Raw genomic sequence first — 22865 nt, 5'->3', positions numbered from 1 at the left:
AGATTAAACTCTATGTTTTTAACATAAACCATAAAAAATTATGGGTGCTTATCAATATCAGGCGCTTCAAAAAAGTGGAAACGCAACCAAAGGCGTATTGGAAGCAGATTCTGAGCGTCATGCGCGCCAACTTTTGCGTGATCAAGGATTAATTCCAACCCAAATTCGTGTTCTCACTCAGCAACGTTCGGGTAACAATGCCAAAGGCAAAATTTCTGCGGCAGATCTTGCGTTATTTACACGCCAATTGGCTACATTGCTGGCCGCTGGCATTCCCGTTGAAGAATCATTACGTGGAGTCAGTGAGCAAACAGAAAAAGATAAAGTAAGAGAACTGATTATCGGCGTTCGTGCAAAAGTGCTTGAAGGTTATGGATTAGCACAAGCGATGGGACAATTTCCACAAGCATTCCCCGAATTATATCGTTCAACAGTGGGTTCAGGTGAGCAAACTGGGCATCTTGATGTGGTTTTAGAAAAATTAGCAGACTATACTGAAAATCAACAGCAAACCCGACAAAAAGTTCAACAAGCCTTGATTTATCCCCTTATTATGATCATCGTTTCTATTGCTATTATTTGCTTTTTGCTGAGTTTTGTAGTTCCTAAAATCATAGAAGTCTTTACCAGTGGCGGACAAACCCTACCGGAAATGACACTCATATTAATTAATATAAGCCATTTTATTAAGGATTATGGTTTATATGCTTTAATTGGGGTTATTGTAGTGATTATCGGCTTTAAGAAAAGTCTTGCCAATGAGAAAATTAAAACACTTTGGCATCGCCTATTATTGAGATTACCTATAGTTTCGTACTTAGTAAAAACAGTTAATGTTTCGCGTTATATCCACACTTTTGGTATACTATTCGCAGCGGGTGTAAGCGTTCTAGAAACAATGCGTGTTGCAGCGAGTCTAGTAACTAACGTTGTTATGCGGCAAGCTTTTGATACTGCAGCAGTTAAAGTTAAGGAAGGATGCGGTATTAATGAGGCTTTAAAGGAAACAGGTTATATTAGTCCCATGGCAATCCATTTAATTGCCAGCGGTGAGAAAAGTGGCCAATTATCGAATATGATGGAACGGGCCGCCGTACATCTGGATAATGAAGTCAAGCGGTTAATTGATACCTCATTGACATTATTGGAGCCAATGGTGATTTTGTTGATGGGTGCAATTGTTTTGTTTATTGTACTCGCTACGTTGTTACCTATTTTCTCTATGGAGCAACTAATTACTTAAAGTTAAAAATCAGTTTGTGGTTAATTGGAGTAAAAATGAATAGACAAAAAGGTTTTTCATTAATTGAAATCATGGTTGTGGTTGTTATATTAGGTATTCTAGCTTCTATAGTTGTACCTAAAATTATGGGCCGTCCCGATGAGGCACGAAAAGTAAAGGCCAAGCAAGACGTACTTGCAATACAAAATGCCCTGGATTTATTTAAGCTTGATAATGGTAATTACCCATCTACTGATCAAGGCTTGTTGGCACTTGTTGAGAAACCCACATCAAATCCAGCACCGAATAACTGGAAACAATATCTGAAATCGCTTCCCAAAGATCCATGGGGCCGAGATTACCTTTATTTAAATCCTGGTCAACACGGTGATGTAGATGTATTCACCTACGGTGCTGAGGGACAACCTGGAGGTACAGGTATTAATGCCGAAATTGGTAACTGGGATGAGAAAAAATAGACTTTTTCGACAACACGCTACAGAGAGAGAAGTGTCGAAGCGGTCTAATCAAGGTTTTACTCTAATTGAAATCTTGATTGTTTTAGTGATTATAGGCATAACCTTTGGTTTTGCCTTAATTGCTTTTGGTGATTTTGGTGAAAGTCGTCGTATCTTATTTTCTGCAGAACAATTAGTTAATACAATTCGTTTAGCGCAACAGCAGGCTATTTTAGAAACTGGCACGCTGGGTTTGCGTATTGATAATGCCAGTTATCAAGTTCTACAGCTCAACAACAACACTCAATGGAGGCCTATTTCCGAAAAAGGGGTGTTTAAAATGACTTATTTTCCCCAAGACGCACATATTACTTTGAAAACCAATCACTCAACTCCAGCAGGAGCCCCTGCCATTATTATTTCTGCTTCCGGTGACATGACCCCTTTTACTTTGAATTTTGGCAGCAAACAGGACCATAATTTAGCATCGCTGATTGGTAAACGTAATGGGGAATTGCAACTTAATGTGGTACAAACTAAATGAATGCACAATATAACAGACCTCTTCGGAAACTCGCTGCGGGGGATGAAGTGCAAGGAGAGACGGCGCGCAGAACCGGAGTGTACACGCTAGTACATGAGGATTCGAGCACCGGATCGACGAAGCAATCCGCCCCCTCAGTAGAGTTTCCAAAGAGGTCTAATAAATCAGGATTCACTTTAATTGAGGTATTACTAGCACTTTCTATAATAGCAATTGCATTAACTGCTCTGCTTAAAGCAATATCACAAAATGTAGAAACAACACGCCGAGTAAAAGAAAAAACTGTGAGTCATTGGGTTGCTATGCAAGGTGTAGCAATGATTCAGCTCAATTTATTACAGATTAATCAAAGTCAAGAAACGACCCAGGATACAACCATGTTGAATGAACACTGGTACTGGCGAGCAAAAGTGAGCTCCACGCCACAAAAAAATATTCAAAAAATAGTTATTTCTGTGAGTACAGAAAAATCAGGCCCTTTTAGAGAAGAGCTGCAAGCATTTCGGTATGTACCATGAAAAAAAATATCACTTCTACAGAGATTAATGGCTTCACCCTGATTGAAATCTTAATCGCACTCGCAGTGTTTGCGATTTTGGCAACAATCACTTCCTCTGTTTTGTATAATGCATTCACAACACGCTCTCGAGTCAATGAACAAAGTCAACGTCTAAATGAGCTGCAACTTGCAATAAGCCTCATTCAACAAGATACAAGTCAAACATTGGAACGTCCTATTCGTAGTAATGACATGCAACTGTTGCCTGCTTTTATAGGACAAACGAACTATCTAGAATTCACTCGTGATGGAGATGTAAACCCAGGAAGCATTGAAAAACGCAGTACGCTCAAACGAGTTGCTTATGTCTGTCAACAAGGGGCCTTAATTCGTAGAACCTGGAGCACTCTTGATAGAATCAATCAAAACATCTATGAGGATAAGCTTTTGCTGAACCGTCTTACTAATTGTCATTTCGGTTATTTAAATCAAAATTTACAAGTACTGCCTGAGTGGAGAGAGCAAGCAGTCGCTTTAAACCAGCGCAAAGAGCCTTTTCCCAAAGCCATACAAGTTAATATGACTTTGCAAGATCAGGGCGAAATAAATTTATTTTTTATTCTAGCGGGTGCGCTTTATGCTGAAGGCTAAAATGATAAAAGGTAGCGCCCTACTCACCTCACTGTTTATTATGACTCTAGTTGCAATTGTAGCCACAGCAATGAGCACTAAAGTACAATTAGATATTTACCGTACAAAACTTATAGTCACGCATGACAGGCTATATCTTGCTTCGCAAGCGGTTCCCTTCTGGGCACTTGGTCAATTAGCTGATAAAAAAAATAAATTTACTAAAGCAACGCCTCAAGGAATCGTCAGCCTCTATCCTTCTAATATGGAAAATACCTACAACACCGTTACCTTGAAGGGGGGACTTTATGATTTACAAGCCCTATACAACATTAATAACTTAGGGAATAGGAAAGCAATGCTAGGGTTTATAAACCTTATCGGTACCGTCATACCGCAAAATGCTGAATCCGAAAAAGTAAAGTTAACCTTAGCAATTAATGATTGGCTCTCTGTTTATGATCTCGCACGGGGCAAGGACAATTATCTATCCTATTATACGAGTCAAAAACCACCCTATTACCCCAGCCATCAATTTATGAGCAGTAAGTCTGAGTTGCGTCTGGTCAAAGATGTAAACGCTCCACTTTATTTGGCGCTCGAACCTTTAATTACTGCATTACCTGAAGCGACACCAATTAATATCAATACAGCACCACTAAAAGTACTCAAATCACTAAGCAGCGGCATGAAGGAAACCCAACTGAATGAATTAATCAAGGCAAGAAAAGAAAATGGGATAAAAGACTTAGGAACAATCTCGGAATTACTCAAAAAACTTGATATAGCGAATGATCAAATAACCCTAGAGAGCACCTACTTCCTCAGTGTAGCTTATGCTACGAGCGAAAATCTAAATCTTACCGTATATACATTGTTCAAAAGAACCAAAGATAAAAATGGAAAAATCTCGGTCAATGTGATTCGGCAAAGTTTCAATGTCTATTAGGCTGATGACAGATTTATTGTTCTACACCAACGTGAACGTATGCGTGCCCGTGAGCATGCCAAAAAATTGGCTTATATACTTTGATTGATCACAAATATCGCTAATTATACTATAAAGGTTTTAGCATCTTCGGAAAAACTAGTTGGGATTATGTCACTTTGTAATTGCTTCACTCCTTGTTTGAAGTGATTTGTTATGTCTATCCCATGCGGTACAGGGCTTTTGTCGGCTAATGAGCGAATTGAACAAACTGTTTCTACAATTGCGTCTGGTGCTTTAGGTGGGTTTACATCTTTAAAACAACAATAAGTAGATAACCATTGAAATAATGGTTTTATACCGCCAACAATAGACTCTGCTACCTGCTGAAACACAGTCGGTCCGTTCATTGAATTTGAAAAACTTACGGCGCAATCACCAGTTGCCATGTCCATTGCACAAAATGAAATAGAGCCTTCATTATTTCCCCAATGAAATGCAATAGTCTTTTCTAGATCTCTGTAAACTCCCATTCCCAAACCCCACTGGATTTGTGTGGTTTCAGGGGAGGTTGTTTGGGGTAGTTCTGATAGAGCACCTGTCAGTAATGTTGATCTAAGATAATCATTTTTAAAACAATACTGCAGAAAAGCGATATAGTCCTCTGCGGTTGTAAGCATAGATCCTGCAGGGATCCCAGGTGTATTGTCTGGTAATGGTGGTAAAGGAGTAAAGGGAGCATCAGAAGATAGATTTACTTTGTGCGCTTTAGCAACATCTCGATAAACACCGTTGAGATGGCCTTCTGGCAACTGCCTCTGAAAGGTGGAGCTTTTCATGCCAGCTCTTTTAAAAAAATCTTGGGCAATTTCTTCCCATTTTTTTCCAGTTTTTTTCTCAACAGCCTGCTTTAAAAAATCAAGTGCTACTCCTGAATAAGTAAATCGAGTGTTAGGTTCTGCGATAAATTTTGTTCCATCCTCACCAGGCTGGCCAAAGTTTGCTAGACCAGAACATTGTCCGATGACCATGCGAGTTGTAAGCGTTTCATAATGAGGGTCATCCCAAAGTTCTTGGGGGCCATATTGAGCAATATACGCTAGAGGAGTATCTAAGTCCCATTGACCTTGAGCAACTAAATCTAAAATAATAGCTGCTGATACGGGTTTACTGAGGGATGCCGCTTGAAATAAAGTATTTGTATCAACAAGGTTTGCTGCTGATGTATCAGTCTTTCCATAAGCCACAGCATGGCGGGTGCCTTTTTGACACCAAGATAACGATAATGCAGGAGTATTTGCATTATTAATCAGTTCTTTCATTAATTCTTGTCGTTCCTGCATAAAACACCACTTCAGGCAATAGAATGATCTCTTCGATCATTAGCCCTTAAATTTACAATAGTATTTATTTTACACAACCCAGGGAATATCATTTTTGAACTTTAAATTTTTTTACAAAAAACTAACAATTTTAGGTAGGATCCGGAGATACGTTCACGCAAATGAATGGTGCACTCCAAGAGACAATTATTCTTCTCTTTGAGGTACCTTAAAGTTGTTGTTTTGAATTATTTCTTTGGCCAAATCATTGCCTGCTTTAACATCAGCATCAGATAGTTTATTTTTCAACATCTTTAGCTCTTTTGCTGCTTCCTCATTTTTGTTCTGTGCCGCTATCTTAAACAAGGCATACGCTTTAATCCAATCTTTGTCTACACCCAATCCAGCAAGATACATATAACCTAATTTGGCCTGCCCGATAGGACTTCCCTGTGCGGCAGCTTTAGTAAACCAATATGCGGCTTGTTGGTAATCTTTATCAATTCCAGTGCCAGTTAGAAGTAATTGACCTATTTCAGCTTGCGCCTCAGGTTGTCCACTCAGTGCTGCAGCCTGGTACCAATAAGCAGCTTTTTCTGGGTTTGGTTCAACTCCATACCCTTTTAGATAGTAATAAGCCAAATAAGTTTCTGCTTTGACATGGCCTTGATTGGCTGCTTGAGAAAACCAATAAAATGCTAATTTATCATCTTGGGCAACACCTGGTTGTTGCCCAGTATACAAAAGACCTAGGCTATACTCTGCCCTAACGTCACCCTGATCGGCAGCTTTTTGATACCATTCTAAAGCCTTGTTAATATCTTTTGCTGTTCCTTCACCCATAATATAGTCGTAGGCAAGATTCACTTGTGCTTTACTGTATCCTTGTTTTGCAGATTTTTCGAACCACTGGAATGCAGCTTTTTTATCTTCTTTAACACCATCACCGGTCACATACATTAGGCCAATGTTTCTTTGCGCGATCGCATTTCCTTGTTTTGCTGACTTCATATACCATTTAAATGCTTCTGGAAAATTTTGCTTTACCCCTTGGCCCAGATCATACATAAACCCAAGACTGAGTTGTGCCAAGGCATTATTTTTATCGGCGGATTTTTGATACCAACTCATTGCTTCAGTAAAATTTTTAGTTATACCTTCACCGTATTGGTACATACGACCAATTAAATACATGGCTTCGGGATTTCCATCCCTTGCCGATTTCATTAAATAAGGGTAAGCAGTGGAGTAATCTCCATTTTCATATGCTGCAAAACCAACAATTTCTTCACCTGCAAAAGCAGTATTTACTACCAGCAATGCAGCCAAAATTACCCTGCGCATGCCGCGACTCCAATTTCAATCCCCTTACCTAAAGCGTAGAATAAAGAATCAACAAAGCAAGTTCACTACCTTGATTAAAAGCATGATATTCTTTGAATATTATATAAATAAGCGACTCACAACGATGTTGACCCCCAAAATTCTTGATTATATAAAATACAGCATCAAACGATTCTTACGCTATCTATTAATTGGTACGTTTGCAGGATGTGTCACGTTTTTGCCTCTTTTTTTGACGGTTATCTTGCCCTTTTTGATTCAAGTAAGTTGTGTACTCGCACTGCATGATTTGATCATGGCAAAAGTAACCGGAACGTTTCTACCCTCCTTTACTCCTATGTATGCTTATTTACTCAGTTGGACTTTTACAATCGCGATTGGATTGTTTCTATTGATTTTAATTTATTTAGCAATTACAGGTGCACTATGAAAAATATGCAAATGATTCACTTTGGCTTAAAGAGGTTTTTGCGTTATTTTTTGATCGGACTAATTTGTAGTGTCACACCGATGCAACTGGGTGGTTTGTCAATTGTTTTCCCTGCTTTAATTTTATTCTGTATTATTTTATCAATCGATGATGTGAGCCAATATAAGCAATCAGTGTATCCACCTACTTTTCCATTATCTTATTGGAGCATTTGTATTTTTGCTTTATTTCTGGATTGGATTATCTGGTATTTTAAACTCGTATAGGCTGAGCTTACTAGCCCAGCCTATCCTTCTCCTGCTATGACGCAAAGAGTTTTATTTTCCTTTTACTTCCCAGCGACCATCATTTTTTCGATTAATACGGAGCCGCATCGTGTTGCAATATTTGGATTAATATCGTTACCCACAGCAAGAATAGCTTTGAACATATCTTTTAGATTTCCTGCAATAGTAATACCATCAACTGGATATTGAATTTTGCCCTCTTCAACCCAATAGCCACTGGCACCTCGTGAATAATCACCTGTTACAATATTTACTCCTTGTCCCATCAATTCGGTAACTAATAACCCCTTACCCATTTTTTTTAATAAATCGGCAAGATCACCTGCTGTTGGATCGATCGTTAAATTATGAACCCCATCAGCGTTTGCTGTGGTTTTTAATCCCATTCTTCGAGCGGAATAACTACCTAATACGTATTGTTTCACACGCCCTTTTTCAACCAGGAGATTAGGCCGTGTTGGAACCCCTTCACTATCAAATGCCGAACTACCCAGAGCACCTAATAAGTGTGGTTGTTCATAAATCCGAATAAACTCAGGGAAAATTTGTTGCCCTATAGAGTCCAGCAAGAACGTATTTTTTCTGTAAAGATTTGAACCACTGATTGCACTAATAAAACTTGAAAATAACCCACTAGAAATACGCGATGAAAAAATAACTGGAGTTGCTTGGGTTGCAATCTGCTGTGCACCCAAACGACTTATCGCACGATCAACAGCATTTTTAGCAATGACATGAGGGTCTACTAAATCTTGTGAATCACGAACCGTTGTATAGTCATAATCACGTTGCATTTCCTCACCATCTTTCGCAATTAAAGAGCAACTTAAACCGTGACGTGTGCTATGGATAAATCCAGATCCACCATGTGTATTGGCAAATCCATGGTGTGACTCGTATGAAGATACATTTACTCCATCTGAATTAGTTATTCGTTTATCCAGTGATAATGCATACTTCTCGCATTTTAAAGCCAACTCAATTGCTTGTTGAGGATTTATATCCCAAGGATGAAACAAATCAAGATCTGGATGATTTCGAGACATCAACTCTTTATCAGCTAATCCAAAGCATGGATCTTCAGCACTCACTCGAGCTATATCACATGCTGCTTTTACCATTGCCTCCAACGCAGCAGGCGATGTATCTGTGCTGCTGGCCCCTCCCTTGCGTTGCCCAATATAAACAGTCAAACCAACGCCCTTATCCTCGCTAAATGCAACCGTTTCAACTTCACCCATGCGCACATCCACTGAAAAACCCTTATCATTATTTACTGCGACCATTGCATCAGTTGCGCCTTCTTTTTTGGCGAGTTCAAGTACATCATTCATCAAGCGAGTTAAATCTATTGTTGACTTATGTACTTCACTATTGTTATGTTGCGTTCTAATTTGCATAAGAGATTCCGTGGTATTGAATGATGTACATAAGGATACAATAACATGTCTTCACAAACCAATGTTTATCCTGCAAACAAATCATATTTGTTCCATTTATTATTTGTTTTTTGCATCACCCTTATGCCATTCCATTTTTCCTATGCTGAAGGGTACTGGCGTAAATTAAGTCCCGGTATTGAATATCAGGACCTTTCTGGAGGTATCCTTTCACCCTGGTCACATATTTATGTATTTCGTATCGATCTCAATAAAAATAAACTCGCCTTGGTCAACGCAAAAAAATTATCGTTAAAAAATGCTTCTGCGGATCAATTTGCTGAACACAGCAAAGCACTGTTAAGTATTAATGGAGGTTTTTTTGATCATGAATTTAAGCCATTAGGTCTTAGGATCAATAATAAAAAATTGATCAATCCTTTGAAACGAATTAGTTGGTGGGGAATTTTTTATGTAAAGGATAATAAAGCGTATATTTCCAGCTTAAACCGTTTTAGCCATGACAATGATATTGATTTTGCCATTCAAAGCGGACCCCGATTATTAATTAAAGGAAAAATTCCATCCCTCAAACCAGGTATTGCTGACCGTTCTGCTCTTGGAATCACTGAGGATGGGAGAATAATTATTCTGGTTTCAACTAATGCAGCGATGACTACGAACAAGCTTGCTCAGTTACTCAAATCACCTCCCTTGTCATGCATCGATGCAATTAATCTGGATGGAGGAAGCTCAAGTCAACTTTATGCGCATATTGGCTCGTTTTTGCTAAATGTTCATGGTTTTTCTAATGTCAGTGATGCAATTATTGTAAAAAAACGAACATAGAACGTAGCCTGGGTGCAGCGCAGCGGAACCCGGGTTTGCCTAACACCTTTTTTCCCGGGTTCCGCTGCGCTGCACCCAGGCTACAAAGCTGTTATCGGATACATTTTAGTAAATCCTGGTTGCAAGCAACTAGGCTACGATGCGTTTATAAAGAATAATTGTGTATAAACCCACAACTTATCCACAAAATACTCCCATATTATTCTCTTGACCAATAAGCAAAAACACATTATCTTGTTATTTTACACCCAGAATAACCCAATATATTGTGCTATAATCTGTTTAGTAGTGAATAAATTTAACTGCCTGTTAATAATAAAATAACAATAAAAAAGCGTGGAGGAAAAATGTCCGCAATCCTTGATCCGGTAAATGATGTACCGCAAACGAGTCAACTGGAATTGACCGCTAATGCCCCTGGTTTATTAAAAACCATTAAGCGCAATGGTAAAGTAGTAAATTACGATGATTCGAAAATTAAAGTTGCAATCACTAAGGCATTCATTGCCGACGAAGGGGGTACAGCCTCTACCTCAGATCGTATTCATCAACAAATTGAAGAGCTTACCCGTCAAATATCCCAAGTGTTTAAACGCCGCTTGCCCAGTGGTGGTGCAGTTCATATTGAGGACATTCAGGATCAAGTAGAGTTAGCACTCATGCGCAGTGGTCACTACAAAGTTGCTCGCGCTTATGTGTTGTACCGAGAAGAGCATCGTAAAGCACGCGAAAATGAATTAAAACAACAGGCGAGTGATAGTAAAACCCTATTAATTACGATGCCTGATGGTGAATTAAAGCCATTAGATACTGAGCGTATGAACACGATTGTTAATGAAGCATGTCGTAATTTAGAGCATGTTCAAGCAGATCCTGTGATTAAAGATGCAATGCGTAATCTTTACAATCAAGCGAAATTTGAAGATGTACACAAAGCATTGATTATGGCTGCGCGCACATTAGTTGAGAAGGAACCAAACTATACCTATGTCAGTGCTCGCTTGCTATTAGACAGCTTGCGTATGGAGGCACTAACTAAATTAGAAATCCAAACAGATGCAACCTTTGATGAAATGAGTAAACTCTATCCAGCTTACTTCAAAGTGTATATTGCTCATGGTATCAAACAAGGAATGCTGGATGTGAAAATGGCCGATTTTGATTTAGAAAAACTCGGCAAAGCACTGTTACCCGAACGTGATATGAAGTTTAGCTATTTAAGTTTACAAACCTTATATGATCGTTACTTCATTCATGATCATGGCGTACGTTATGAATTGCCGCAGGCATTCTTTATGCGTGTTGCTATGGGGCTGGCTCTACGCGAACAAGATAAAGATAATAAAGCCATTGAGTTTTATCAATTGCTGTCTTCTTTTGATTACATGTCATCAACACCTACTCTGTTTAATTCAGGTACTGTTAGACCTCAATTATCCAGTTGCTACTTGACCACTGTTCCTGATCATTTGGACGGTATTTACAGTGCCATTAAAGATAATGCCCTGCTTTCCAAATATGCTGGCGGTTTGGGTAATGACTGGACTCCAGTACGTGCAATGGGCTCACATATTAAAGGTACCAATGGAAAGTCACAAGGCGTAGTTCCCTTCTTGAATGTTGCTGATGCAACTGCTGTCGCAGTAAACCAAGGAGGTAAACGCAAAGGGGCAGTCTGCGCTTATCTGGAATGTTGGCATAAAGACGTAGAAGAATTCCTTGAGCTAAGAAAAAATACTGGGGATGATCGACGTCGTACACACGATATGAATACCGCATTGTGGATACCCGATTTATTTATGGCGCGTGTACGTGAAAATGGTGATTGGACTTTATTTTCACCTGATGAAGTGCCTAATTTACATGATCAATATGGTAAAGCTTTTGAAACACTCTATCGCGAGTATGAAGAAAAAGCACGTCAAGGCCTCATCAAAAATGCAAAAACGCTATCTGCAGTCAAACTGTGGCGTAAAATGCTATCCATGCTTTTTGAAACCGGCCATCCATGGATGACCTTTAAAGATCCATGCAATTTACGTTCACCACAACAACATGCGGGTGTAGTTCATAGCTCTAATTTGTGTACTGAGATTACACTAAACACCTCAGAAGAAGAGATCGCTGTATGTAATCTAGGCAGTGTCAATCTTCCTGCACACATCAAAAAAGGCAAACTGGATACTGAAAAATTAAAGCGTACCATTAGAACAGCTATTCGTATGTTGGATAACGTGATTGATATTAACTACTATTCTGTACCACAAGCACGTAATTCCAACTTGAAACATAGACCTATTGGTTTAGGTTTAATGGGCTTTCAAGACGCATTGTATGAATTAAAAATTGATTATGCTTCCCCAGAAGCAGTGGAATTTGCTGACTCATCCATGGAATTAATCAGTTATTATGCAATCGAAGCCTCCTGTGATTTGGCTAAAGAACGAGGCAGTTATTCCAGTTATGAAGGTTCTTTATGGAGTAAAGGCATACTGCCAATTGACTCAATTAACCTGTTACAGCAAGCTCGTAACAAATACTTGGAACAAGATCGTTCACAACGCTTGGATTGGGAAAGTTTGCGCATTAAAGTTCGTACACAAGGAATGCGTAACTCCAATGTGATGGCTATAGCACCTACAGCGACAATTTCTAATATTTGTGGCGTATCACAATCCATTGAACCTACATACCAGAACTTATATGTCAAATCCAACTTGTCAGGCGAATTCACTGTAGTGAATCCTTATTTGGTTGCTGATTTGAAAGCATTAAATCTTTGGGATGAGGTGATGGTCAATGATTTGAAATACTTTAATGGCAGCGTACAACCAATCAGCCGTATTCCTGCTGAATTGAAACAACGTTATGCCACTTCATTTGAAATTGACCCAATCTGGCTGGTTGATGCAGCTTCTCGCCGTCAAAAATGGATTGATCAGGCACAATCGTTGAACATTTATATGGCTCAACCCTCAGGTAAAAAACTGGATCAACTCTACATGCATGCTTGGATACGTGGATTAAAAACCACTTATTACTTACGCAGCTTAGGTGCCTCCAATGCTGAGAAGTCTACTGTAACTGATGGCGCACTCAATGCAGTAAAAATAATAGCTGAGGAACCTAAGGTATGCTCCATTCTCGATCCAGACTGTGAAGCGTGCCAATAATCAGGAGAATTTAAATGTCAGAAAATATAATACAACAACAGGATATAATTCATACTGGTGCAACAGGATATGAACCTCTTGAAATGGGAGCTGCACGTATTCACGTTGATGATAAACGTATCATTAACTGCCGTGCTGACTTAAACCAACTCGTCCCCTTTAAATATAAATGGGCTTGGGATAAGTATTTAACTGCTTGTGCAAACCATTGGATGCCAAATGAAATCAATATGAGCGCTGACGTAGCGCTCTGGAAAGATCCTAAGGGTCTTACAGAAGCCGAGCGTTTGATTATCAAACGTAATTTGGGATTTTTCTCAACAGCAGATTCATTGGTTGCCAATAATTTAGTGCTCGCTGTTTATCGACATATTACGAATCCTGAATGCAGACAATACTTGTTACGTCAAGCCTTTGAGGAAGCATTGCATACTCATGCGTACCAATACGTCATTGAGAGTTTGGGACTTGATGAAGCAGAAGTCTTTAATATGTATCGTGAGATCCCATCTGTAGCGACCAAAGCAGCCTGGGCATTACCCTATACTCAAAGCTTGGGTGACGAAACATTCCATACCGGTACTGTAGAAAATGATCAGCGTTTATTGCGTGACTTAATTGCCTTCTATGTAATATTTGAAGGAATCTTTTTCTATGTTGGTTTCACACAAATTCTCTCTATGGGTCGTCGGAATAAAATGGTAGGAACTTCAGAACAATTCCAATATATTTTACGTGATGAATCCATGCATATGAATTTCGGTATTGATGTCATCAACCAAATTAAAATTGAGAATCCTCATTTGTGGACACCTGAATTTAAAGAAGAAATGATTCAATTGATTCGCCAAGGGGTTGCTCTGGAGTATCAATATGCCAAAGACACCATGCCTCAAGGCATTTTGGGAATGAATGCAGAAATGTTTGAAGAATACTTACACTTCATTGCCAACCGCCGTTTAAATCAAATTGGACTTCCAGATCAGTACCCTGGTGCTGAAAACCCATTCCCTTGGATGAGTGAAATGATGGATTTGAAAAAAGAGAAAAACTTCTTTGAAACGCGCGTCATTGAATATCAAGCAGGTGGAACTCTCAGCTGGGAAGATGAATAAGCGTTTAAGTATGCGATTCGTATGTTGGAATATTAAATCCAACATACGAATCTTCCGACGCACCTTTATAATCAAATAACTCAATTGCATCTCAATTTTTCTTCCCATCCCCTTCCAAAAAATAATCTTAACTAATATATTTTTAGCAAAAATAAACACATGAACCGGCTTCAAATAGATCTTTTTAAATACTTAATGATCAAATAATAAACTAATGGTACAATATTAATGAGAAGAGTTTTTCCTATTGGAGAATGTGATGCCATTGACACTAACTGAATGGTGGAAAAAACTAGACGAGGAGACCCGACACCTTGCAGCAAAATATGGAGACATTAGTTATCCGGCTGCTTTGACAACACCTTACACAAATGTAGATGTAGATACCGACATGACCCCTTGGGAAGCAGTCCATAAAATGGCAAGTCTAGGGGCCGCAATTGAAGGCAATGTCTATAGTGGCCAAGGTATTGCAACTAAGATAGACGCAGCTGGAAAAAAACTTGGGGAGCCCCTACCGAACTCTTCACATTACATTCCCAAAATTACTGATGAACGAAGTTTATTACTCGCTGTGCTCTATTATCGTTCTCAATGCCGGTTTCAAGACATTCAATCAAGTAGCAGCCTTGTCCAAAATGGTGCTTTTGGAAAACCAGGTATTGAACAGAATAAGCCTGGGGTTGCAAACGAAGCAGAAATTTTAAGGACAAAAATTAAAAGCTATTGCTCAACTAACAAAGACATTGCCGCAGCCGCCCAATTAAAATTTGCTGAGCTCTTTCCACATACAAACGAGGTAGGCCATGACCTATTTAAACCAAAAAGTTTCATTGAACAACATAGAGATTTTGCAAGTAGGTTGATAGGTCAACTTGTAGAGAATATGGACGTTGACTCACATGCTGAACTGCACAAAAAAACTTTAGACAAAACAGAGACCATCAAGAGAGCTCTTAAGGATACAGAAAAACAATTAGAAACTTTATATATCTATAAGAGACTAAAGGAATTCATAGCAAACGACGTTAAAGAATATCCTGATGCAACTTTTGAGCGTTTTAAGGTTGGTCTGGATCCCAAATATCAAGAAAATGGAAAAGTCAAAAAAATATGGGATGCAGCGATGCAATTCGCTAATGGAAAAAAATCGAATCTGGAAATAGTGACTGAGGGAGTTAACAATTATACGCCTGGTTTCCTCCAATACATTATGCATGCTCGACTTAACCCAATAGCTTATTTTCCTTGGGCATTAGGTGTGGATGAGAGTTCTAGACTTAAAAAATTTAAAGAACGTGTAAATAAATATGTAACAAGTGAAATAGAAACTTCCAGTCAAACCTTATCCCAAGACACCCAGATCAACGTAGATGATCTCAAGACTGTTAGTCCTGAAGTTATTTTAGACACAATCAAGGAGAGTCATAAATTACGGCTCGAAATAGAGGCTTTAAGAACGTCCGTCCGCTCCTATGTGCAAGAGGTTAGCAAAAATTATATTATTAAATTTTCAACAGCTCCGTTTATTGGATGGTTTACCAAAAAACTCGCAGAGTTTCAACTCACTAAAGGCTTGCTGCATGACAATATTCATTACCTTTACCTAGCCGAAAATTTTACACAACAATTAGAAGCAATAAAAAAAATGCAGGATGATGAAAATCCAGGTGAAGCCCTTAGTGAACTTAAAAAGTCAATGCGTGAGGGTATCGCAAGCGTCAGAAAAAGCAGTCATTATTTACTCTTTCAACGAGAGAGAGATTTAGCGCATAAAAACTTTAGCAACATTGTTGAGGAAGAGGATGAGGGTATTGAACCGGATAAACAAAACCAGGTAAATCCCTAATTCTAAGATTAACATTTGATTTAGAATATAAAGGTGTTCTGTTACTATTAATAAACCTTTTCTCTTTTTCTCTAACCTATAAGTGATGTCATCTTGTTTTATCAAGTAAAAAAATTAGATGATATTTTTCTAGCCTATAGTAAAATCTTAAAGAGTCGAAAATGACATTTCGACAATTGCACTCAATAAAATATCTTTCAATTCCAAGTTTATTTTAATCTGGTACAACACAGGAGGTGACGTATGGCAAAAAATAAGGAAGATGATACCAATTATAGCTTTTTACTTAAATGCATGGCAGCACTAACTGCTGCAGCTATAGTAACCGCAGGAGTTATTGCCGCAGTAACACTAAAATCTGCTGCAGCAACGACAACAGCAATAGCCGCGAAAACATTACTTACATCAGTCCTTATGTTTGCACCTGCCGTATTTCCAATTGCATTTGTCGCGATTGGACTTGTTTTCGTATTGCCCTTTTTATTCAGTTGTAACAATAATACGTACACTACAGTAAGAACGACCACAACTCCTGGGTATAGAGGGTATGGAAACTATAGTTTTTATTCCCCTGCCTACGATGATACCCCTAATCCTTATTATGGTGCCAGTACAGTATATGTCGGTAGCGATCACTCACATGGGCATCCTTCAACTCAAGGTACAGTTCAAGTACATGATAGTGCGCATTCGCATGGACACGATAGCGGCCACAACAGACATGGACATTTTTAATTAATTTTATCCCCCAATCTGGGGGATAAATTGCCTGAGTAAATTCATTTAACCCTTTGATTTGTCTAATATTTTAACTTTTTGTACTATAATTAATAGGGCATCATAATAAGGATAATTTTTTATGAGTCAATGAAGGGAGGGAGGGATCCAAAATGAAAAGCATATTACTTACAGCACTACTGTTAACATTCACTACAGCAGCATTAGCAGATGACAGTGTTATCATCACACAAACTAAATCTTGGCAAAGTGTTCCCGTCACTGTAGATGAACAAGCACATACTTATACCATTGAAAAAGGAGTAACATTACCTGAAGGTGATTATTATTATACTTATCCAGGTTATCGTTGCTTAAAAGAAAAAAAAGATATTGTCGGTGTCAATGCAGTCGTATTCCAAGCGGGCATTCCTGGTGGAAGCGATATATATTGTTATGCAGAGTAGAATCAAGCTCTACAATGTAAGCTGAATATAAAGCGTAATCGAGTGTAACATCTCGATTACCCTTTAATTTAAGTCATTTTCCATTTTATAGAACCATCCCATTAACTTGACTGTCCCAAAGCATTTTGAAATAGCTCTGTTTGTTATTTACTAATTCGTTAAAAGTCCCTTCTTCAATAATCGCCCCACCCTCCATCACTATAATTCGATCCATATGTCGAATGGTAGACAATCGATGAGCAATTGCTATGACCGTGGCTTTATTTTGCTCGAGCATAGCATTAATCGATTGTTGAATTTCTTGTTCTGAGAGCGTATCCAGACTTGAAGTCGCTTCATCCAGAACAACAATTGATGCATTTTTCAAAAAGGCACGTGCAATCGCAATACGCTGGCGCTGTCCCCCAGAAAGCTTTACACCACGCTCACCAACCAGGGTATCGTATTTTTCTGGCAATAATTCAATAAAATCATCTATATTCGCCATAGCAGCAGCGCGCTTAATCTCTTCAAGTGTTGCATTTTCTTTTGCATAGCCAATGTTCTCTCCAATAGAACGATGAAAAAGCATAATATCTTGGGGAATAAGCGCTATTTGCTGACGCAAAGAATCCGAAGTAATCTCGAAAATCGACTTATCATCAATTAAAATTTGCCCCTCAGTAGGCTTAAAATTCTTGAGCAATAAAGAAATTAGAGTTGACTTACCAGCACCCGAATGACCAACCAACCCAATCTTCTCACCAGGTTTGATTAATAAATTAAGATTTTTAAATACAGCTGTTCCTTCGCTGTATGCAAAAGAAAGCTGCCGAAACTCAATTTTACCCTGCTGAATCTGATAAGTTTGAGCATTAGAATCATCAATCTCATCATGCGGCATAGCTAAAATACTAAACGATGATTTGAAATCTCCTATTTCTTTTAAAAAAGTACAGAGGCTGCTCATGAGTGCCCATAAGTCAAAAGAAATAGCAATGGCAGTCAGCATGACAAACAGGAAGTCTCCTGTAGAGATCGCACCATGTGTCCGTAGATAAATCATAAAGATAAAAATGGCAATCAGCATAAACCAATAAAGTAGTGATCCAACGACATTAAATTTAAAATCATACTGATAAAGTGCAATTTGCCGAGGCACGAAATCATCTGACATCAGCTCATTCACACGGCGATGCTCAGCACGTCGTTTTGCAAAATAAAATAAAGAGAAAATATTGGTAATATTATCTGAAAAAGAACCTATAACTTGGTGTTTGCTCTCAGCCATATCATTAGAAAGCTGATTCAATTTAAGCGCCATGGGAAGCATGATGACCATAACTACCACACACCAAGCCAACATGAAACAAAACACGCTGAAATTGACAATCAGCAGGACAAAAACGGAAACAACGACCACGCAAAGATGTTTTCCAACAATATGATGGAGATTAGCGAACACACTATCGTATCCATCCAATAAGCCTTTTAGCTTACTAATTACCGTGCCACTAGGGGTATTTTGAAAATAGTTATAAGAATGGTGTTGCACGTAATTGTATGCAGAAGATAATAATCTTTGCCGAGCATGTGGCTCAGCCTTCCACTCAGCAAAATCACTAATACGCCAAACAACATCCAACACAATTTGTGCTGTGATAAACAGCACAATGGGAAACACCAATTGATAGTACGAAGTGATTGATTCGTTAGAAAACGCATCAACCAGAAGTTTAAAGGTGTAATTATTAGCAAAAATATAAAACGCTGTGAGCACTGGCGCCTGAAACATTAAAACATACCACCATCGATAAGGCTTAATGACTTGCCATAAAAAATTCCAGGCAGAATGAAATGGATATTTTAAATCTAAAGTGTCCATTACGCATACTCAAAATAAAATGGCATTCTAGTATACCATAATAAACACTCATAATGCTCATAATTAACTCATTTTTCATCTTAAATCAAAATGATCACAACATGCTGAAGTTGTTATTTTTCAAGGATAACGGTAGACTTACGCCGTCAATCAAAGTCCCGGTGGCACAGCTGGATAGCGCAGCCCCCTCCTAAGGGGCAGGTCGGAGGTTCAAATCCTCTCCGGGACGCCAATAAATAAGGGTCTATTCCGAAGACAGCGGGGCCGTTCTAGCTCTACGTGCGACAGTCATTTTTTTTGTCAGCTTTTCTGTTTATTTTGGCGAACCGCGGCATGAAATCATAACCAAACAAAGACATCAGAGCCAAAGTAACTCGGTTTATACTATGCATGTCTCCAGATACTGCTGTAATCTTTAAATCGCTGGTATTATTATAAACACTCAACGGGGGATTAGCCCTGAATCACCTCTACACCAACGGTTTTTATTTAACCTCACCTATATTGCATAAGGATATAAATATGAAACGATTATGTTTAACGAATCAAGGATTTAGCTTAGGTGTCTTTTGTATTATCACAACAACAATCCATGCAGGCATTCCTGTATGGAGTTTCAGCCCCAATGGAAGCCCTGTGGTGACCGTGAGCGCTATGGGAACAGCTACGGTAAGCTACACCGTAACCAATAACTCAAAAAAACCACACCAGTTAGTGCTTTCCGCCAAGACCCCAACTGGAATTAGCCAGTCAGGAGGTCCGTGCGTGCTTGCGGCTAAAAGCCCTACAAACCCTAACCCCACGTGCACACTTACCTTAAGCATTAATGGGAGTGCCTTGCCTGCAAATACTGTCTCAGGAGGGCCTATTCTGTGCCAAGCTAATGGCACCCCAAATCCTAATCAATGCTATCAACCAAGCCCCGGTGACACTTTGGTTATTACGCGTACAACCAAACCAGGCGCTACGACATTAAGTACCAGTATTCCGTCTCCATCCATATTGGCACTATCAGTCAATAATCCATCACTCAACTCAGCCCTAACGGGAAATGCACGACAAATTACGATTAAAAACACCGGAACAAATGAGGCTACTGGCTTAACCATTGCCTATCCGACCTGGCCAGGAGGAACACTAACAACTACAGCGACATCCACCTGCGGAACTACTTTAGCTGCAGGTGATGCATGTACTATTACAATTAACCCAGGTAGCAATGCCACATCGAGCTGCAATACAGGGATTGCGCCGACACCAGACACGATTACAGTGAGCGCCACTAATGTTGCCACGGCAGTAACGAGCCATATTGTAGTATTGAGCTATGGCTGTATTTATCAAGGTGGTTATGTCTATGCTTTAGATGACACAACGCCCAGTACAGGCAGTGTGGGCGGTAAAGTCGTCACAACATCCGACCAAGCCCTTCCTTTTCCAAATGGTATTGTATGGACCTCAAATGGAGGCACTGGTGGGGGAAGTGGGGGTTCTGACATTGTTGATGTAAGCTATGATACACTTCCTGGAATTGATCAGACATCCACGTCCTCAACCGGCTCACCCACGTATGCCATATTTGCTTCCTTTTTTGCAAGTACCTACACCAATTCAAACCCTTTTACCGCTGCATTCTTTTCCATGTGCAATGGAAGCACCGATGGTGCCTGTAATACAGGTAATATCCTAACATTTTATAATCAATTCATTACCAATAATACACTAGGAAACGGAGGCTCCGCTCTCTTTATGGCATCTGCAGGACCAACCAATATTGCTTACTATGCCGCAGGATTATGCAAGCAAACGATTGCTAATTATTCCGATTGGTACCTGCCCGCGATTTGTGAGATGGGTTATGGAGTCAGTTTTCCTTCCTGCGGCACTTCAACTACACCGACGTTGCAAAACATCCAATCTAGCTTAATAGATATTAGTGGTTTTAGTACTCCTGTAGGCGTCTACTGGAGCTCCACTGAAGCCGCATTCGGTGCACAGGTCGGTGCATGGTATAACTTATTTGCCTCCGGTGGTGGAAACGATCAGCTCATCACCGGCAAGGACAATCAGAATGGAGTCAGGTGTTCTCGGGCTTTAACATTTTAGCCCTTTATCCTCTTTTTCTTTCGGACTTGTTTTAACTGATCCGCAAAGCAGGTCATTATTTTGGTTTCACAAACACTCAACAGGGGGACGGTCCGGGACGGACCCCTATAAAAAAGAAACAAATTGCTATTAATCCCTACAACAAAAGGGACTGGTTATTACATAAGGACTGGATTTTTCTGATATCCTGCTCAGATTTATTTGATATTTGCTACTTTCTGTAGGGGTCCGTCCCGGACCGTCCCCACCATAGTTTCCTTTTCGATACTTCATCTAAGTAATAGCTATAAATTTATTTATGGCGTGTATAATATTTTTTCTATCTGTCTTTAATTTTACTTTAATGTAAATTTTGTAATCTATTAACACGGATTATTAGATATGTAGTTTTTCACCATGTCTAGAGATTCAGATTACATATTGATATTAAGGGGTGTTAAAGATGAAACTAAAAATGTGGTTGAATCCGGGTAGCTTTTTCGAACGTAGTGCTACTCATAATAGTCTTCGAATTGTTGGAGCAGCTTATGACTCCCATAATGTCTCGGCTTTACGACTTTTTAAACAAAAACATGGTATTCGCTTGATTGCAGAAAACAAGCCCACAATTTTCAGAGGATTCTCAGTAGAACATTGTCTTGGTAGTTTAGACTACCCAGGATTAGGAGTAAGGGCAATGCGCCCTAGTCTTGCTCGCTTTTTGAAAGCTAAAGGACTTACCTGTACTGAAGATTTAAGTCCTGTGCTCAAAAGAGAGCTTATGGATGCGCATGTTAATGGTTTCTCTATAATTAAAGGAAACACAAAAGTAGCCCATTCATTTACCTATTGTCCTAGTGTTGCTCTAGGTTTTGGACTTGATGCAGCAAAAAAATCAAAATTTCCGGGCATTGCATTAATTGGTGCGGCATACAAAGTTTTATGTAACGACGCATGGGATGTTGAATATGATATCGCCTTGGATGGAGAGGAGTATGGTACCTCTATATTTTCATATCAATGTGAAACGATAGTGCCTCATCTAAGTTTTCCGATGAATCATTGTATCATCATAAATCAAAAATCATCCAATATGATTCACGTTGATGATTTAACTCAAGCAAAAAAAATTGATGTCACAGGACAATCCATATTTGAGCTAAGCATTATCCCATCCGAGAAGATGAAACAATATCAGCAACTCGAGATTGATAAAGTAATCGCTTTTGATGATTTTGCCACCTACGTCAGCGAAAATTCCCAAAATATAGATATCTTAAAAGCAGATGAACTGTATGCTAAATATAAAAACATTTTGAAAAAGCAGTCTGAATTATTGGGTTTACCGCTTTATGAAAGAGATTTATGGGTTAGTGTGGCAAATGAGGTAGCTCCTAAAACGTATACTTGTATTTCTGCACATAAAGATGGTTTTACTCTTGAAGTGCCAGCAAAAAGTGGTGGAGTACTTACAATTGCTATCTCGAATGTTCAAGCAACAATCTGTCTTGCTCCATTATTTGAAAAGGATCCGACACTCACTTTAGATCAGATAAAAAATGGGGAGATTCCTTGTGCATTGAATTACCTCACTGAATGCGTTCTTAGGAAAAATAAGGATTTAATTTGTCAAACAGGCTTAGAACAATGTATTGAACAAGACAAGCCAAGAATCCAAGTGTTGTCTTAATAACTTTAATTAA

The 22865-nt window shown here is 39.0% G+C and carries 21 protein-coding genes and 1 tRNA gene; 17 read left to right on the top strand and 5 right to left on the bottom strand.

Translation table 11 applies throughout. From position 1 onward, the window contains the following. Nucleotides 1-40: 40 nt before the first annotated feature. The 6 genes from lspF to gspK are packed head-to-tail and all read left to right on the top strand — an operon-like array spanning nucleotide 41 to nucleotide 4302. The gene (gene lspF, locus Lstg_RS09650) at nucleotides 41-1243 is read left to right on the top strand and encodes a GspF family T2SS innner membrane protein variant LspF (protein WP_058477452.1); all 1203 of its coding nucleotides are present in this window, start codon (nucleotides 41-43) and stop codon (nucleotides 1241-1243) included. Between the two features lie 35 nt (nucleotides 1244-1278). Continuing rightward, on the top strand, nucleotides 1279-1701 hold the full coding sequence (lspG, locus tag Lstg_RS09645) for a GspG family T2SS major pseudopilin variant LspG (RefSeq protein ID WP_058477451.1): 423 nt from the start codon (nucleotides 1279-1281) through the stop codon (nucleotides 1699-1701). After that, nucleotides 1688-2224, top strand: coding sequence for a type II secretion system minor pseudopilin GspH (gene gspH / locus Lstg_RS09640; protein WP_058477450.1), 537 nt, complete (start codon nucleotides 1688-1690; stop codon nucleotides 2222-2224). Before lspG ends, gspH begins: the two co-directional genes overlap by 14 nt. 47 nt (nucleotides 2225-2271) lie before the next feature. Beyond that, on the top strand, nucleotides 2272-2742 hold the full coding sequence (gene gspI, locus Lstg_RS09635) for a type II secretion system minor pseudopilin GspI (RefSeq protein WP_082650836.1): 471 nt from the start codon (nucleotides 2272-2274) through the stop codon (nucleotides 2740-2742). Then, entirely contained in the window at nucleotides 2739-3374 is a 636-nt protein-coding gene (lspJ, locus tag Lstg_RS09630) for a GspJ family T2SS minor pseudopilin variant LspJ (protein ID WP_058477449.1), read from the top strand. Before gspI ends, lspJ begins: the two co-directional genes overlap by 4 nt. Further along, the gene (gspK, locus tag Lstg_RS09625; protein ID WP_058477448.1) at nucleotides 3361-4302 is read left to right on the top strand and encodes a type II secretion system minor pseudopilin GspK; all 942 of its coding nucleotides are present in this window, start codon (nucleotides 3361-3363) and stop codon (nucleotides 4300-4302) included. Before lspJ ends, gspK begins: the two co-directional genes overlap by 14 nt. A 104-nt stretch (nucleotides 4303-4406) precedes the next feature. On the opposite strand, the gene Lstg_RS09620 is transcribed toward gspK, so the two are convergent. Beyond that, complete coding sequence (locus Lstg_RS09620) at nucleotides 4407-5624, bottom strand: serine hydrolase domain-containing protein (RefSeq protein ID WP_058477447.1); 1218 nt, start codon at nucleotides 5622-5624, stop codon at nucleotides 4407-4409. Between the two features lie 186 nt (nucleotides 5625-5810). Continuing rightward, a complete protein-coding gene (locus tag Lstg_RS09615) occupies nucleotides 5811-6947 on the bottom strand; it encodes a tetratricopeptide repeat protein (protein WP_058477446.1) in 1137 nt (378 codons plus the stop codon). A gap of 82 nt (nucleotides 6948-7029) precedes the next feature. Here Lstg_RS09615 and Lstg_RS09610 point away from each other — a divergent pair, with 82 nt between their 5' ends. Both Lstg_RS09610 and Lstg_RS09605 read left to right on the top strand, forming a co-directional pair. Then, nucleotides 7030-7377 (top strand): hypothetical protein, encoded by a 348-nt coding sequence (locus Lstg_RS09610; RefSeq protein WP_133129169.1) that lies wholly within the window; start codon nucleotides 7030-7032, stop codon nucleotides 7375-7377. After that, a complete protein-coding gene (locus tag Lstg_RS09605) occupies nucleotides 7374-7643 on the top strand; it encodes a hypothetical protein (protein WP_058477444.1) in 270 nt (89 codons plus the stop codon). Before Lstg_RS09610 ends, Lstg_RS09605 begins: the two co-directional genes overlap by 4 nt. Before the next feature lie 62 nt (nucleotides 7644-7705). On the opposite strand, the gene pmbA is transcribed toward Lstg_RS09605, so the two are convergent. Continuing rightward, on the bottom strand, nucleotides 7706-9064 hold the full coding sequence (gene pmbA, locus Lstg_RS09600; RefSeq protein ID WP_058477443.1) for a metalloprotease PmbA: 1359 nt from the start codon (nucleotides 9062-9064) through the stop codon (nucleotides 7706-7708). Between the two features lie 45 nt (nucleotides 9065-9109). On the opposite strand from pmbA, the gene Lstg_RS09595 reads away from it, so the two are divergent. The 6 genes from Lstg_RS09595 (at nucleotide 9110) to Lstg_RS09570 (ending at nucleotide 17213) form a co-directional block, all read left to right on the top strand. Continuing rightward, nucleotides 9110-9892 (top strand): phosphodiester glycosidase family protein, encoded by a 783-nt coding sequence (locus Lstg_RS09595; RefSeq protein WP_058477442.1) that lies wholly within the window; start codon nucleotides 9110-9112, stop codon nucleotides 9890-9892. A 347-nt stretch (nucleotides 9893-10239) separates the two neighbouring features. Continuing rightward, complete coding sequence (locus tag Lstg_RS09590) at nucleotides 10240-13065, top strand: ribonucleoside-diphosphate reductase subunit alpha (protein ID WP_058477441.1); 2826 nt, start codon at nucleotides 10240-10242, stop codon at nucleotides 13063-13065. A 14-nt stretch (nucleotides 13066-13079) separates the two neighbouring features. After that, the gene (locus Lstg_RS09585; RefSeq protein WP_058477440.1) at nucleotides 13080-14180 is read left to right on the top strand and encodes a ribonucleotide-diphosphate reductase subunit beta; all 1101 of its coding nucleotides are present in this window, start codon (nucleotides 13080-13082) and stop codon (nucleotides 14178-14180) included. 259 nt (nucleotides 14181-14439) lie between these two features. Further along, nucleotides 14440-16029, top strand: a complete 1590-nt coding sequence (locus tag Lstg_RS09580; RefSeq protein WP_058477439.1) for a hypothetical protein — start codon at nucleotides 14440-14442, stop codon at nucleotides 16027-16029. Between the two features lie 243 nt (nucleotides 16030-16272). Next, entirely contained in the window at nucleotides 16273-16764 is a 492-nt protein-coding gene (locus Lstg_RS09575) for a hypothetical protein (protein WP_058477438.1), read from the top strand. A 155-nt stretch (nucleotides 16765-16919) separates the two neighbouring features. Further along, nucleotides 16920-17213 (top strand): hypothetical protein, encoded by a 294-nt coding sequence (locus Lstg_RS09570; protein WP_058477437.1) that lies wholly within the window; start codon nucleotides 16920-16922, stop codon nucleotides 17211-17213. An 85-nt stretch (nucleotides 17214-17298) separates the two neighbouring features. On the opposite strand, the gene Lstg_RS09565 is transcribed toward Lstg_RS09570, so the two are convergent. After that, nucleotides 17299-19077, bottom strand: coding sequence for an ABC transporter ATP-binding protein (locus tag Lstg_RS09565; RefSeq protein WP_058477436.1), 1779 nt, complete (start codon nucleotides 19075-19077; stop codon nucleotides 17299-17301). Nucleotides 19078-19232: 155 nt separating this feature from the next. Here Lstg_RS09565 and Lstg_RS09560 point away from each other — a divergent pair. Beyond that, nucleotides 19233-19309, top strand: a tRNA-Arg gene (locus tag Lstg_RS09560). A gap of 43 nt (nucleotides 19310-19352) precedes the next feature. Here Lstg_RS09560 and Lstg_RS18175 read toward each other — a convergent pair. After that, nucleotides 19353-19523 carry a Tn3 family transposase gene (locus tag Lstg_RS18175; RefSeq protein WP_082650823.1) on the bottom strand — a complete coding sequence of 57 codons (171 nt, stop codon included), beginning with the start codon at nucleotides 19521-19523 and terminating at the stop codon, nucleotides 19353-19355. Nucleotides 19524-19599: 76 nt separating this feature from the next. Here Lstg_RS18175 and Lstg_RS09555 point away from each other — a divergent pair, with 76 nt between their 5' ends. Together Lstg_RS09555 and Lstg_RS09550 are read left to right on the top strand one after the other, a co-directional pair. Further along, the gene (locus Lstg_RS09555) at nucleotides 19600-21183 is read left to right on the top strand and encodes an Lcl C-terminal domain-containing protein (protein ID WP_058477435.1); all 1584 of its coding nucleotides are present in this window, start codon (nucleotides 19600-19602) and stop codon (nucleotides 21181-21183) included. A gap of 442 nt (nucleotides 21184-21625) precedes the next feature. Further along, the gene (locus Lstg_RS09550; protein ID WP_058477434.1) at nucleotides 21626-22852 is read left to right on the top strand and encodes a hypothetical protein; all 1227 of its coding nucleotides are present in this window, start codon (nucleotides 21626-21628) and stop codon (nucleotides 22850-22852) included. Nucleotides 22853-22865: the final 13 nt, after the last annotated feature.

The organism is Legionella steigerwaltii (assembly GCF_001468065.1).
GTDB classification, from domain to species: Bacteria; Pseudomonadota; Gammaproteobacteria; order Legionellales; family Legionellaceae; genus Legionella; species Legionella steigerwaltii.
This window is presented reverse-complemented; position numbering and strand designations above follow the sequence as displayed.